This is a genomic window from Lactobacillus amylovorus DSM 20531 (assembly GCF_002706375.1).
GTDB lineage: Bacteria > Bacillota > Bacilli > Lactobacillales > Lactobacillaceae > Lactobacillus > Lactobacillus amylovorus.
Map to the genome: position 1 here is coordinate 1,612,935 of NZ_CP017706.1, position 14,315 is coordinate 1,627,249.

The 14,315-nt window shown below is 41.1% G+C and carries 11 protein-coding genes and 1 tRNA gene; all 12 read left to right on the plus strand.

The genetic code is table 11. The features are described 5' to 3' along the window. Positions 1 to 168 precede the first annotated feature (168 nt). The 12 genes from LA20531_RS08320 to pcrA all read left to right on the plus strand — a co-directional run bounded on the left by LA20531_RS08320 (position 169) and on the right by pcrA (position 14,303). Positions 169 to 897 (plus strand): WecB/TagA/CpsF family glycosyltransferase, encoded by a 729-nt coding sequence (locus LA20531_RS08320; protein WP_013437346.1) that lies wholly within the window; start codon positions 169 to 171, stop codon positions 895 to 897. Positions 898 to 904: 7 nt separating this feature from the next. After that, positions 905 to 1,993 (plus strand): glycosyltransferase family 4 protein, encoded by a 1,089-nt coding sequence (locus LA20531_RS08325; protein WP_056939941.1) that lies wholly within the window; start codon positions 905 to 907, stop codon positions 1,991 to 1,993. An 81-nt stretch (positions 1,994 to 2,074) separates the two neighbouring features. Further along, positions 2,075 to 3,553 carry a nicotinate phosphoribosyltransferase gene (locus LA20531_RS08330; protein ID WP_056939940.1) on the plus strand — a complete coding sequence of 493 codons (1,479 nt, stop codon included), beginning with the start codon at positions 2,075 to 2,077 and terminating at the stop codon, positions 3,551 to 3,553. After that, entirely contained in the window at positions 3,550 to 4,380 is an 831-nt protein-coding gene (gene nadE / locus LA20531_RS08335) for an ammonia-dependent NAD(+) synthetase (RefSeq protein WP_056939939.1), read from the plus strand. The genes LA20531_RS08330 and nadE overlap by 4 nt, the downstream gene beginning before the upstream one ends. A 174-nt stretch (positions 4,381 to 4,554) precedes the next feature. Continuing rightward, positions 4,555 to 7,242 (plus strand): calcium-translocating P-type ATPase, PMCA-type, encoded by a 2,688-nt coding sequence (locus tag LA20531_RS08340; RefSeq protein ID WP_260190416.1) that lies wholly within the window; start codon positions 4,555 to 4,557, stop codon positions 7,240 to 7,242. A gap of 90 nt (positions 7,243 to 7,332) precedes the next feature. Then, a complete protein-coding gene (locus LA20531_RS08345; RefSeq protein WP_056939937.1) occupies positions 7,333 to 8,484 on the plus strand; it encodes a CDP-glycerol glycerophosphotransferase family protein in 1,152 nt (383 codons plus the stop codon). A gap of 3 nt (positions 8,485 to 8,487) precedes the next feature. Next, on the plus strand, positions 8,488 to 9,918 hold the full coding sequence (locus LA20531_RS08350) for an oligosaccharide flippase family protein (protein WP_056939936.1): 1,431 nt from the start codon (positions 8,488 to 8,490) through the stop codon (positions 9,916 to 9,918). Positions 9,919 to 9,920: 2 nt separating this feature from the next. Then, positions 9,921 to 10,619, plus strand: coding sequence for a glycosyltransferase family 32 protein (locus LA20531_RS08355; RefSeq protein WP_056939935.1), 699 nt, complete (start codon positions 9,921 to 9,923; stop codon positions 10,617 to 10,619). Then, positions 10,616 to 11,071: a SprT family protein gene (locus LA20531_RS08360; protein WP_056939934.1), complete on the plus strand. Its 456-nt coding sequence runs from the start codon at positions 10,616 to 10,618 to the stop codon at positions 11,069 to 11,071. Before LA20531_RS08355 ends, LA20531_RS08360 begins: the two co-directional genes overlap by 4 nt. 81 nt (positions 11,072 to 11,152) lie before the next feature. Continuing rightward, a tRNA-Leu gene (locus LA20531_RS08365) sits at positions 11,153 to 11,237 on the plus strand. 86 nt (positions 11,238 to 11,323) lie between these two features. Then, positions 11,324 to 11,971: a glycoside hydrolase family 73 protein gene (locus LA20531_RS08370; protein WP_056939933.1), complete on the plus strand. Its 648-nt coding sequence runs from the start codon at positions 11,324 to 11,326 to the stop codon at positions 11,969 to 11,971. 85 nt (positions 11,972 to 12,056) lie between these two features. After that, positions 12,057 to 14,303, plus strand: a complete 2,247-nt coding sequence (gene pcrA, locus LA20531_RS08375) for a DNA helicase PcrA (RefSeq protein ID WP_056939932.1) — start codon at positions 12,057 to 12,059, stop codon at positions 14,301 to 14,303. The last annotated feature ends 12 nt before the right edge of the window (positions 14,304 to 14,315 follow it).

Sequence of the window (14,315 nt, forward strand, 5' to 3'; positions counted from 1 at the left end):
TAATTTTCTACAAATTTCCATATTTTTTGTTAACAGTTAATCAGCTCCTTTGATTAAAACGATCTTATCATGTTTAAAGAAAATATGAAACTTGGACTTCATTCACTTACTTGTCTGATCAAATGGTAAAATAGAAAATAGATGAGAATACGCGCGAGGTGTACAAAAATGGACAAAGTTAATGTTTTAGGCGTTGATTTTGATAATAAGACTTTTAATCAATTTCAAAATGAATTTATTGAGCGATTGAATAATCATTTATCTACTTTTGTAGTAACGGCCAATCCCGAAATCGTGATGGCAGCTAATGAAAATCCCGAGTTTATGAAAATCTTAAAAAACGACACGGATTACATTACCGCTGATGGGATCGGCATTGTTAAAGCAGCTAAGATGCTTAAGCAGCCTTTGCCTGAGCGAGTAACTGGCTATGATCTTTTTACTTGGTTAATGAGCGTGGCTAACGACCGCGGCAGTCGAGTTTACCTAATCGGTGCTAAGCCACAAGTAATTCACGCAGTCCAAGCAAAAGTGGCTAAGGAATATCCTAATATCAACTTGGTTGGTGCCGAAGACGGCTACTTTACCGACGATTTAGAGCTGGTAGCTCGCAGAATCGCCAAGACCCAACCAGACATGGTTTTTGCGGCCTTAGGTTTTCCTAAGCAAGAGCAACTACTCGCAATTTTGCGCAGAAATGAACTTCCTGCTCTAATGATGGGAGTTGGCGGAAGTTTTGACGTCTTTTCCGGTATGGTTAAAAGAGCGCCGGAAGCGTTCCAAAAGACGCACTTAGAATGGTTTTATCGTTTAATTACTAATCCAACTCGTTTCAAGCGAATGCTGGTTTTGCCGCAGTTCGTAGCACGAGTTCAACAATCGAAGAGAGGAAAATAATCACAGAATGAAGGTTTTGCATGTAAATGCTGGTCTTGAAAATGGCGGCGGTCTATCGCATATTGTAAATTTATTAACCGAGGCCAAACAGGAAGGCAAGGACTTCGAACTATTAACTTTAGCAGAAGGTCCTGTTGCGCAGGCAGCACGTGAACACGGGATTGAGACTCATGTTTTGGGCGCAAATAGCCGTTATGATTTAGCCGGTTTGAAGAAATTAACTCGCTTTATCAATGATGGTGACTACGACATCGTGCATACTCACGGAGCCAGGGCCAACTTATTTCTCTCACTGATTCATAAGAAGATTAGGGCAACTTGGTGCATTACGGTGCACTCTGATCCTTATTTGGACTTTGCTGGTCGCGGCCTTTTAGGCAAGATTTTCACCAGTTTGAATATCCGTGCCTTAAGAAAGGCTGACTGCGTTTTGGCGGTGACTGAGCGTTTTGCCAGATTGCTCATTAATAAAGCACAGGTGGATAAAAATAAGGTGCACGTCATCTATAACGGCATTGTTTTCCACAACGACAGCGAAATCCCTGCTAAATATGAACACACATACTTCAATATTATCAACGTTGCTCGTACCGAAAAGGTAAAGGGCCAAGAATTGCTGCTTAAGGCGGTTAAACAGCTCAACGACCAGCATATTCGTTTGCACATCGCAGGCGACGGCAGTCAGCTTGAGCCGCTTAAGGCTTTGACGAGACAATTAAACATGGCTCCACAAGTAACTTTCCACGGCTTTATGACGCATCATCAATTGAGCGGCTTGTATAAACGCATCGACCTTGCCGTTTTGACCTCATATTCCGAAAGTTTTCCACTTGTGCTTTTAGAGGCAACTGATAATTTAATTCCTATTTTATCCACAGACGTAGGCGACATTCATAAGATGATCCCTGGGCCAGAATATGGTTTTATCGCTAAAGTGGGCGACATTGATTCCATTGCCAAGCAGATTAATTTCGCAGTAAACAAGTCAAATAAGGAACTCCGTCAAATGGCTCATGCCGAAAAACGTTACGCTGAAGAACATTTTTCAATTAAGAATCAATTGGATTCAATTTTGGCTGTATATCGTACGTTTTGAGTCGAAGAATAGTCATACGTTCGTAATGGTTGTATAATAAAAAACAAAATCATAATTTTTTAATTAACAGAAAGGGAAACAATGTTTTACCCAGAATTAGACAAAGACGATTCTTTGGCTTTACACACTGATTTATACGAAATTAACATGATGTACACCTACTTCAAGAAGGGCATCGCAGATCGCAACGCTGTTTTTGAAGTCTTCTATCGTAAAGAGCCGTTCGGCAACGGTTATGCGGTTTACGCAGGTCTTGAACACGTCATCGATTACTTGAAGAATTTAAAATTCAAGGAAAGCGACCTTCAATATTTGAAAGAACAAGAAGGCTACGATGATGACTTTATTGAATACTTGCGCAACTTGGACTTAAAACTCAGCATCCGTTCAATGAAGGAAGGGGAATTGGTCTTCGCTAATGAACCAATCCTTCAAGTTGAAGGTCCTCTTGCTCAATGTCAATTAGTTGAAACTGCTATTTTGAACATCATCAACTTCCAGACATTACTTGCTACTAAAGCAGCGCGTATTAAGTTAGCTGTTCAAGATGACAGCATAATGGAATTTGGTTCACGTCGTGCTCAAGAAACTGACGCAGCTATTTGGGGTGCTAGAGCCGCTTATATTGGCGGTTTTGACTCAACTAGTAACGTGCGTGCTGGTAAGTTATTCAATATTCCAATTTCAGGTACTCATGCTCACTCTTTAGTTGAAGCATTCGGCAACGAATACGAAGCCTTCAAGGCATACGCTGAAACCCACAAGGATTGTGTCTTCTTGGTTGATACTTACGACACTGTTAGAAGTGGTGTGCCTAACGCAATCAAGGTTGCCAACGAAATGGGCGACAAGATCAACTTCTTGGGTGTTCGTATCGACTCCGGCGACATGGCTTACATTTCTAAGCAAGTTCGTAAGGAATTAGACGATGCCGGCTATCCTAACGCTAAGATTTTTGCTTCAAATGATTTAGACGAAAACACCATCACTAACTTGAAGATGCAAGGTGCCAAGATCGATGTTTGGGGTATCGGTACTAAGTTTATTACCGCTTATGACCAACCGGCCCTTGGCGCAGTTTACAAGTTAGTTGCCATGGAAGATGACGTTCACGCAATGCGTGACACTTTGAAGATTTCTTCAAATGCAATCAAGGTTTCTACTCCAGGCAAGAAGCAAGTATGGCGTATCAGTGCCAATACTGCTAAGAAAAATGAAGGTGACTGGGTATCTCGCTACGACGAAGACCCACGTAAGTTTGATGCATTGTTCATGTTCCACCCTCAATACACTTACATCAACAAGGTGGTTACTGATTACACTGCTATTCCGCTTTTGCACGATATCTTTAAGGAAGGTAAGCTCGTTTACAAGCAACCTAGCCTTGATGAAATTAAGAAGTTCTGTGCTGACAACCTTGATGGCTTATGGGATGAATACAAGCGTAGCTTGAATCCACAAGAATACCCAGTAGACTTGTCACAAAACTTGTACGAAAGTAAAATGGACCTTATCCAAGACATTCGTCGTAAGATTAGAGAAAGAAGTATTGGTCGATGAGAGAATTACAAAAAGAAATTATTGCTTATGAACATGTTCAACCTGAAATTGATCCTAAGAAGGAAATCAGACGTTCAATCGATTTCTTAAAGGATTACTTGAAGGCTAACCCATTTCTTAAGTCATACGTTTTAGGTATTTCTGGTGGTCAAGATTCAACTTTGACTGGTAAGTTATGCCAAATGGCAATTGAAGAAATGCGTAAGGAAACTGGCGATGATTCTTACCAATTTATCGCTGTTCGTTTGCCATATGGTGTTCAAGCTGACGCAGATGATGCGGCTGATGCTGTTAAGTTTCAACACCCAGATCAAGATTTGATCGTTAACATCAAGGAACCAGTTGACGCCATGGTTAAGGTAGTTGAAGCAACTGGTCAAAAGATTACCGACTTTAACAAGGGTAACATCAAGGCCCGTGAAAGAATGGTCGTTCAATACGCTATCGCTGGTGCTAACAACGGTGCAGTTGTAGGTACTGACCACGCCGCTGAAAACTTCTGTGGGTTCTACACTAAGTATGGTGATGGTGCTGCCGATTTGACTCCATTGTTCCGTTTAGACAAGCGTCAAGGTAAGATGCTTTTGAAAGAATTAGGTTGTCCTGAACACCTTTACGAAAAGGCACCTACTGCTGACCTTGAAGAAGAAAAGCCAGACTTGCCGGACGAAGTTGCACTTGGTGTAACTTACAAGGAAATTGACGATTACCTTGAAGGAAAAGAAGTTTCTGACAATGCTGCTAACCAAATTGAAAAATTATGGAACAAGAGTAAACACAAGCGTCATTTGCCAGTTACTGTTTTCGATGATTTCTACAAAAAGTAAAATTATTCGCTAAAACTTGTGAAAGTTTAAAAATTTTCTTATAATAAACTTGTCATAAGGGAGTAACGGCAATTTGCTTGCGATAAATCCAACAGCCGAAGCGATTATACTTCTGGGTTTATCTTAATTTGTGAGACTTATGTGCTACAAGCATGTAAGTCTCTTTTTGTTTATATTAAGGAGGAAACTAAATTGGCTAAGAAATATTACACCGAGTCAGTACCCGATGTGGAAAAAGAGCTAAAAACATCCCTCGATGCCGGACTAAGCGATAGCGAAGCCAAAGCCAGACTTGAAAAGTATGGTCCCAATGCTTTAGCTGCTAAAAAGAAGGAGAGCATGTTTATGCGCTTCATCGATCAATTCAAGGATTTCATGATCATTGTTTTGATCATCGCCGCCATTTTATCCGGTGTAGTTGCTAAAGAATGGACCGATGCAGCAATCATCATGATCGTTGTTATCTTGAACGCCATTTTAGGTGTCTTTCAAGAGGCAAGAAGTGAAGCTGCGATTGAAGCCCTAAAGGATATGGCCACGCCGGAAGCGCATGTCCGGCGTAACGACGCAATCATTACGATTCCAAGTACCGAATTGGTACCAGGCGACATCGTTTTGCTTGAAGCCGGTGACGTTGTTCCAGCTGACTTGCGTTTGAATTTGGCAAGTAGTTTGAAGATTGAAGAATCTGCCTTGACTGGTGAATCTGTCCCAGTTGAAAAGAAGATTGAGACTTTATCTGGCGATGATATTGCTTTGGGTGACCGTGTGAACATGGCATATTCCAACACTAACGTTACTTACGGACGTGGTGAAGGTATTGTAGTTAGCACGGGGATGCACACCGAAGTTGGTAAGATTGCTACAATGCTTAACAATGCCGATGAAACTGACACTCCTTTGAAGCAGAACTTAACCCAGTTGGGTAAGACTTTAACCATCATGATTTTGGCAATCTGTGTGATTGTCTTTGCCGTTGGTATGTTAAAAGCAAATCCAGCCGACCGTAATTCTACTTTGATGATTAACATGTTCTTAGTTGCCGTATCACTTGCCGTAGCTGCAATTCCAGAAGGACTTCCAGCTATTGTTACGATTATTTTGGCATTAGGAACCCAAACGATGGCTAAACATAAGGCAATCGTTAGAAAATTGCCTGCCGTTGAAACTTTGGGTGCTACCGACATTATTTGTTCAGATAAGACTGGTACTTTGACTCAAAACAGAATGACCGTTGAAAAGGTCTTCCATGACGGCGCAGTTCACGACGACAGCGACGAGATTAGCGAAACTAATCCTGCACTTTTGTCCATGGTTTTGGCCAACGATACTCAAATTGAAAACGGTGGTAACCTTTTAGGTGACCCAACCGAAACTGCTTTGATTCAATTTGCCTTCGATCAAAGTATTGACGTAGAAACTTTGCTTAAAAAGTACAAGCGTGTCCAAGAAGTACCATTTGATTCAGAACGTAAATTGATGAGTACTGTTAACGTAGATGGTGATAAATACTATGTTGCCGTTAAGGGTGCTCCTGATATGCTTTTGAAGCGTATTACTAAGATTGATATTAACGGTAAGATTGAACCAATCACCGATGAAGACAAGAAAAATATTCTTGAAACTAACAAGAATATGGCCAAGAAAGCTTTGCGTGTGCTGGGTTTGGCTTACAAGACCGTTGATGAACTTTATGATGATCCATCTACTGACAACGTTGAACAAGATTTGATCTTCGCTGGACTTGTCGGCATGATCGACCCAGAACGTGGCGAAGCTAAGGACGCTGTTGCCGAAGCTAAGAGCGCTGGTATTAGAACCGTGATGATTACTGGTGACCACCAAACTACCGCTCAAGCCATCGCAGAACGTTTGGGGATTATTGAAAAAGGTCAAGACAAGCGCGTTTTAACCGGTGCTGAACTTGATAAATTAAGCGATGACTACTTCACTAAGCACGTTGGCGACTACAGCGTTTATGCCCGTGTTTCTCCAGAACACAAGGTAAGAATCGTTAAGGCATGGCAAGCAAACAACAAGATCGTTGCCATGACCGGTGACGGTGTTAATGATGCCCCAAGTTTGAAGCAAGCCGACATTGGTATCGGTATGGGGATCACTGGTACTGAAGTATCAAAGGGTGCCAGTGATATGGTCTTAGCCGATGATAACTTCGCTACGATTGTTGAAGCTGTTAAGCAAGGCCGTAAAGTCTTTAGTAACATTCAAAAAGCTATTTTGTACTTGATGAGTTGTAACGTTGGTGAAGTTTTGACAGTCTTCATGATGACCATGCTTGGCTGGGACATTTTGGCTCCAGTGCAACTGCTTTGGATCAACTTGGTAACTGATACTTTGCCAGCTATTGCCTTAGGTGTTGAACCAGTTGAAGACGGGATTATGAAACGTAAGCCTCGTGGTAAGAATTCTAACTTCTTCAGCGGCGGTGTAGCTAGCTCCATTATTTACCAAGGTGTTTTGGAAGGTATCTTAGTTTTAGGTGCTTACCAAATTGGCCTTCATGTTGGTCCGCACGTAGGTAATGTTGCTATGAAACATGGGGATGCCTTGACCATGGCCTTCCTTACTTTGGGACTGATTCAGTTATTCCACGCAATTAACTCTAAGTTCATTCACCAATCAATTTTCAGAAAGCACACATTTGCCAACAAGTGGTTCAACGGTGCGATTATTATCTCAGCCTTGATTATGGTTGCTGTTGAATTGCCATTCATGACTAAGTTCTTCGACGTAACTGAACTTGACGGTGATCAATGGCTAGTAATTCTAGTTGCTGGTATCTGCATGATCTTAATTGTCGAAATCGTCAAATTTGTTCAAAGAAGAATGGGAAAAGAATAAAGTTTGGCAAAAATAGAGAAAAAAGCTTGAGTTTGCTCAAGCTTTTTTATTATGCTTAAAAGTAAGATTATTTTAAGGAAGTTTATGTTAATGAAAAGTTTTTTATTTCGTCTTTATTTAGCGTGGATGAAGTTTCTAAGCAGATTTACTACGATGGAAGACAATACGGTTGTGGTTTTAAACGGTTCGGGTCGTTCTGGCTCAAACGGTTATGCTTTTTACAAATGGCTCTTAGTTAACCACCCTGAATTTAACACTACGTTGGTAGAGCCATGGCCATCATCTCACCTTAAGTGGCAAACTTGGCAAAAGATCGGGGCAGCGCGTTACGTAGTCACTACGCACCAGCCTTTTAAGGTACGCAAGCACCAGATCAATGTGCAATTGTGGCATGGCGTACCTTTGAAAAGAATGGGCATCATGGCCAACAATACCAAGTACCGTGACAACAAGCGTAATGAAAAGTTGTGGCATAAGAATGCGGATATCGTTGCTTCAAGTTCTGATTTATACGAGACCTTGATGAGTGCCTGCATGGCAATTGAAACTAAGAAGTACCAAAAAATTGGTTTTCCTAGATTGGACTTGTTAGATTCGCCAGTAATTTCTAAAAAGCAACTCTTGCAAGACTTGTTTGATACTGAAGATGAGCAAGCACAAATCGGCATCTACATGCCAACCTTTAGATACGAGCTTGAAGATAAAACCATCATGGACAAGATCAAGGAAGGCAACTTCTTTGCCTTTGAAGATTTTGATGGTAAAAAGTTAAATGAAGAGCTCAAGAAGCGTCATCAATATTTGATTGTAAAATTGCATCCCTACGAAATGCGCCTATTTAGTGCATTCAAAAGTAGCTATTCCAACATTGCCTTTTTAAACAACGATTACTTGTTTGAACATGACTACGACTTGTACGAACTGCTCGGTGACACCGACTTTTTGATGACTGACTTCTCATCAATTTACTTCGACTACTTGCACTTGAACAAGCCAATCGTGTTCGTTACCAACTTCCTTAAGCAATATGAAAAAACACGTGGCCTATTGATGGGACCATACAGTGAAATTACGCCAGGAATTAGCGTAAATTCAGAACAAGAATTGATTGATAATCTTGATCATTTGGATAACCAGCAAATTGCTAACCGTAGGCTTTACTGGCTGCATTTGACCAGCCAAGTGAAGGGCCCATATTGCGAAAAAGTCTTTAAATATATGACGCAGGAATATAGAGGGTAGAATATGCGCAAAACGTTTTTAAATATTCTTTATAACGCGATCTATCAGATTTTCATTGTTTTGGTCCCGTTGATTACGGTGCCATATTTGTCTAGAGTCTTAGGGCCAAAAACTTATGGGATCTACAGTAGTGTTAACAACACTGTGCAGTTTTTGATGATTTTTTGTATCCTGTCAGTTTCTTATGTAGGGATGCGAACGATTTCGCGTACGCGGACTTATGGTACGCCGGAAGAATTGACTAGAGCCTTTTGGGGCTTGTGGTACTTTCAAGGTATTGCCGGTTTAATTACGATTGCCATTACCGTTTTTGTAACGACCGTTTTTCATGTACAATACTGGTTCTACATTTTACTCATGGTGCCATATTTGATCTCAGCGCAGGTCGATATCTCTTGGTTCTTCCAAGGGCTAGCCGACTTCGGCCGCGTTGTTTTGAAAAATACGGCAGTAAAGCTGGTCAGTGTAGTTTTGATTTTGCTTTGGGTAAAATCACCAGCTGACTTGTGGAAGTATTTACTGATCATGTCAGTGTCAACGATGCTGGGGTCATTTGTCTTTTGGCTTGACATTTACCGTTACGTGGGTAACCCTGTGGCTCATTTTTACAAATTCAAGAAAACCGCAATCGCAATCGGTACGTTGATGATCCCGCAAATTGCGACGCAGATTTATACGTCGTTGGATAAGCCAATATTGGGCCTTTTTTCTAGTTCAACGCAAGTATCTTTCTATGACAACTCGCAGCGCATCTCAAACATGATCTTGGGCGTGATCACCAGTATTTCCCTGGTTATCATGCCTAAGATGGCTAGTGAAGGTAAAGAAGCCCAAAAGGTCGTCATGAAAAAGTCGCTTGAAGCAACCGTCATGCTCGGTACTTTGTTTGCCGTGATCATTATGGCTAATACCAAGCAATTCGTACCGTTCTTCTTTGGCAATAAGTATATTCCGATGACACCGCTGATGTTTTGGTTTACTTTAACCATCATCATGATTCCAACCGGTGGTGTCTTTGCTAACCAATTTGCCTTGGCCAATCGCCGCGATAAGGACTATGCTTTTCCTGTAGTCATTGGGGCTATTTTAGAAATTATCTTAAGTTATCTACTTGATCGTCATTACGGCGCTATGGGTGCCATGATCGCTATCTTAATTACGGAAGCCGTAGTTTTGGTCTTGCGTTTGTGGGTAGTACGCGATGGTTACAAATTTACTTACGTCTTTCACGATGTACCCAAGTATATATTGATTGCTATTATTACCTTAGCTGTTGGGATGTTCATGCCTAACTTTATTTCGTCAGCCTTTTTCAACATGGCAGTTAAATCAATCATCATGTTTGTCATTTACGTGGCCTTGATGTTCTTATTAAAGCTGGACTTCAACGAAGATATTATTAAGCTAGTCAAAAATTTCTTTAAACGAGGTTAAAAATGATTCCAAAAATGATTCATTATGTTTGGGTCGGGCATAATCCGAAGAGCAAGATCATCCAAGAATGTATTGCGACTTGGAAAAAGAATTTGCCTGATTTTAAATTTGTGGAATGGAACGAAGACAACTTTGATATGCATGAAAATAAATATATTGAACAGGCATATCAAGCTAAAAAATGGGCCTTTGTGTCCGACTATATTCGTGCCAAAGCTATTTATGAACAGGGCGGCATTTATTTGGATACTGATGTGCGTGTAGTGTGCGACTTAACGCCGCTGTTAAATGATCGTGCGTTTATCGGCTTTGAAAATAATGACTACTTGTCTGCCGCAATTTTTGGCGCAGAAAAGGGCCATCCTTTCATGCAGGACATTTTGGACTACTATAAGGACCGCAACTTTGAATACGACGTCAACAATCAAATGGCTGGGGTCAACAGTGTTTCTGTGACCGACATGTTGATTGATAAATATGGTTTAAAGATTGGTAATAAGGAGCAAATGTTAAAAGAGGACATCCACGTTTATCCTGATGGCGTTTTGTGCAATCCATCGGCGGATTCTAAGAGCATTCACTTGTTTACAGGAACTTGGATGAACGGCAAGCACTCTTTTAAGCATAAGATCGTGACGGATTTGAAGCGCCACATTAATACGCCAAAAGGTGCCGGTTTATATGCGAAGTGGATTCGATGAGACAAGAAGAATTACAAAAATTAACAGAACAAATTTCAAGGGACTATTTTCATCGTCCCTTTTTGCATATGGTGAAAATTAATCACCGGATGAGAACAACGGGTGGCCGCTATCATTTAGATGACCATCATATTGAAATTAATGCGCATTTTTTAGAAGCAAAAAATCAAAAATATTTGGTGGGCATTATTAAACATGAACTGTGTCACTACCATCTGCATTTAATGGGGCTAGGCTACCAGCATAAAGATCGCGATTTTAAAATTCTGCTTAATAGGGTAGGTGGCAGTCGCTACGCACCTGATATTGGTTTAAGACGCCGGAAAAAATATAAATATCTTTATGTCTGTGAAAACTGCGGGCTAAAATATCCACGCATGCGCAGAATAAATACGATCCGCTATAGGTGTGGCAAATGCAAGGGGCGCTTGCGTTTAGCGCGTACTTTTTAAAGAAAATAATAAATAAAATTAAATTATTTTCGAAATTTACTTGCACATCACTCGAATTTAGTCTATTATAGTTACTGTTCCGCGGGCGTGGCGGAATGGCAGACGCGCAAGACTAAGGATCTTGTGATCGCTTTAGATCGTGGAAGTTCGAGTCTTCTCGCCCGCACAAATTAAGAAGTCGCAGTGAGCGACTTCTTTTTTTTATATATTTTTCGGGTATACTTTAATTAATGGATTAAAGGAATTGGAATTATGGCAAAAAAGCGTAAATCAAGAATACCAAAAAGTGTAAAGTTAGTTGTTCGCGTATTTATTATTTTGTTTGTGTTGCTGATTGCCTTCGTGGGCTTTCGTTACTACAGACGCTATGCAATTCAATCTGAGCAGATCAGACAAGCGCAGTTGCAGCGCCAGCAAGAACAGGCAAAATTACTTAAACAAAGAAAAGCTTTTATTAAAAAGATCGGGCCAATTGCGCGTGAGGTCGACAAGTCTTATGATCTTTTGCCAAGTATCACGATTGCTCAGGCCTGCCTTGAAAGTAACTATGGCCAAAGCGATTTATCGCAAAAGTACAACAACTTATTCGGCGTTAAGGGGACTAACCCGAATACTTCGGCCGTGATGACGACAAAAGAATACGTTAAGGACAAGTGGGTAACTGTGAAGGCGCGTTTCCAAATATACGACTCATACGAGGCTTCTATTCGTGCCCATGCTAGATTATTCCAAAACGGGACAACGTGGAACCACGACCAATATAAGCACGTTTTAGCGTCAAAGGATTATAAGACGCAGGCCAAGGCTTTGGTTACCGATGGCTACGCAACCGATCCGGATTATGCTGACAAATTGATTAATTTAATTGAACAATTTGACCTCGAAAAATATGATAAGTAAATCTTTAAAGCAACGAATGTTCGTTGCTTTTTTGGTATAATGTTTAAGTTGCATTAATGAATTATTTTTTGTGAAGGAGACAATAATGAGCGAAAAATCTATCTTAGCTGGTTTGAATCCGCAACAAAAGAAAGCTGTCGAGACGACCGAAGGTCCGCTTTTGGTTGTTGCTGGCGCGGGTTCAGGCAAAACTTCTGTCTTGACAAGGCGTATTGCTTACTTAGTTGAAGAAAATCAAGTGGCACCATGGAATATTTTGGCCATTACCTTCACTAACAAAGCCGCAACTGAAATGCGTGAACGTGAACAAAAGTTGCTTGGCCCAGCTGCCGAGAATATTTGGATGTCAACTTTCCATGCCCTCTGCGTCAGAATTTTGCGTAGGGATGCGGAAAAGATTGGCTACAGCCACAACTTTTCAATTGCGGACTCAGCTGAACAATTGACTTTGGTGAAGCACATCGAAAAGGACTTGAACATTAATCCTAAGATGTACGACCCACGTGGCGTTTTAGCTGCAATTTCTAACGGTAAGAACGACTTGCTTGATCCAGAAGCATTTGAAACTACTGCTTCTTCACCTTTTGAAAAGATGGCGGCCAAGATCTACAAGGAATACCAAAGAAGATTGCGCAGAGATCAAATCATGGATTTTGACGATTTGATCATGCAGACCTTGGTTTTGTTTAAAAAAGATCCAGAAACGCTGCATTATTACCAAAACAAGTTCCGCTATATTTTGGTTGACGAATACCAGGATACTAACGAAGCACAATACCAATTGTGTCATGCTTTGGCTGCCCAATATAAGAATATCTGCGTTGTTGGGGATGCTGATCAGTCAATTTACGGCTGGCGTGGCGCTAATATGGAAAACATCATGAACTTTGAGCATGATTACCAAAAAGATGGCGTAAGAACCGTCAAGCTAGAACAAAATTACCGTTCAACTGGCCACATTTTGTCTGCCGCTAACTCAGTGATTAAGAACAACCAAAACCGCAAGGACAAGAACTTGTGGACTGATCAAGGCGAAGGACAAAAGGTTACTTACTACCAAGCTCAAAGCGGCGATGATGAAGCGCACTACATTATTTCCAAGATCCAAGAAGAAGTTAAGGACAAGCACCGTTCTTACAAGGATTTTGCCATTCTTTATCGAACTAACGCCCAATCGCGTACAGTCGAAGAAGCTTTTGTTAAGTCAAACATTCCTTACCAAATTGTTGGTGGTCACAAGTTCTACGACAGAAAAGAAATTAAGGATGTCATGGCTTATTTGAAGTTGGTGGCTAACCCTGCCGATACGATGAGCATGAACCGCATCATCAATACGCCTAAGCGTGGAATTGGTGCTGCAACTGTGGATAGGTTGTTAACATTTGCTGATGACAACCACTACACCGTTTTAGATGCGATGGACCATGTGGCAGAAAGTCCAATTAGTACGCGAGCTGCTAAGAAGTTGAGCGACTTTGGCGCAAAGCTGAGGGATGCGATTGCTTATGCGCAAACTAGTAGCGTTACCGGTTTAACCGAAAAAATCTTAGAAGACTTTGATTATACTGATGCTTTAAAGGCTGAAAATACCATTGAATCTGAGACACGTCTTGAGAACTTGGACGAATTCTTATCTGTAACCAAACGTTTTGACGATCATTACGAACCTGAAGAAGACGATTCTAATCCACTAAGCGACTTCTTAGCTGAAGTATCACTTTTAAGCGACCAAGACGATTTAGACGAAGACGATAACCAAGTAGCCTTGATGACTTTGCACGCTGCTAAGGGTCTAGAATTCCCAGTTGTCTTCTTGATCGGCATGGAAGATGGCCTCTTCCCATTGCAAAGATCAATGATGGACGATAATGAATTAGAAGAAGAGCGACGTTTGGCTTATGTTGGTATTACCCGTGCCAAGCAAGAACTGTTCTTAACTAATGCCTACTCACGTATGATGTACGGCAGAATGCAGAACAATCCGCCTTCAAGATTTTTGGATGAAATTGATTCTAAGGACCTTCATAAAGAAGAAAATGAAAAGCTCGAAGGCAGTTTTATCAAGTCCAGCTTTGCGGCTACTTCTGCTCCTTTTGCTAGAAAGGCAGAACGTGCTCGTGCCACAGTTTATACTGCTAAAAAAGCCAGCGGTGCTGTCGGTGCCGAAAAGAAGGGCTGGAGCGTTGGTGATCAAGTAGAACACAAAGCTTGGGGCCGCGGCGTAGTAACCAAGGTCAATGGCACTGGCGAAGACATGGAACTTGATATTGCCTTTCCAGGTAAGGGCATTAAGAGACTTTTGGCTGCGTTTGCGCCAATTAAGAAGGTATAATTGGAATAAATG

Coding starts and splice junctions, on each gene's coding strand:
- LA20531_RS08325 (WP_056939941.1), top strand. CDS start 905: ATGAAGGTTTTGCATGTAAATGCTGGTCTTGAAAATGGCGGCGGTCTA.
- LA20531_RS08320 (WP_013437346.1), top strand. CDS start 169: ATGGACAAAGTTAATGTTTTAGGCGTTGATTTTGATAATAAGACTTTT.
- LA20531_RS08355 (WP_056939935.1), top strand. CDS start 9,921: ATGATTCCAAAAATGATTCATTATGTTTGGGTCGGGCATAATCCGAAG.
- pcrA (WP_056939932.1), top strand. CDS start 12,057: ATGAGCGAAAAATCTATCTTAGCTGGTTTGAATCCGCAACAAAAGAAA.
- nadE (WP_056939939.1), top strand. CDS start 3,550: ATGAGAGAATTACAAAAAGAAATTATTGCTTATGAACATGTTCAACCT.
- LA20531_RS08360 (WP_056939934.1), top strand. CDS start 10,616: ATGAGACAAGAAGAATTACAAAAATTAACAGAACAAATTTCAAGGGAC.
- LA20531_RS08370 (WP_056939933.1), top strand. CDS start 11,324: ATGGCAAAAAAGCGTAAATCAAGAATACCAAAAAGTGTAAAGTTAGTT.
- LA20531_RS08330 (WP_056939940.1), top strand. CDS start 2,075: ATGTTTTACCCAGAATTAGACAAAGACGATTCTTTGGCTTTACACACT.
- LA20531_RS08350 (WP_056939936.1), top strand. CDS start 8,488: ATGCGCAAAACGTTTTTAAATATTCTTTATAACGCGATCTATCAGATT.
- LA20531_RS08345 (WP_056939937.1), top strand. CDS start 7,333: ATGAAAAGTTTTTTATTTCGTCTTTATTTAGCGTGGATGAAGTTTCTA.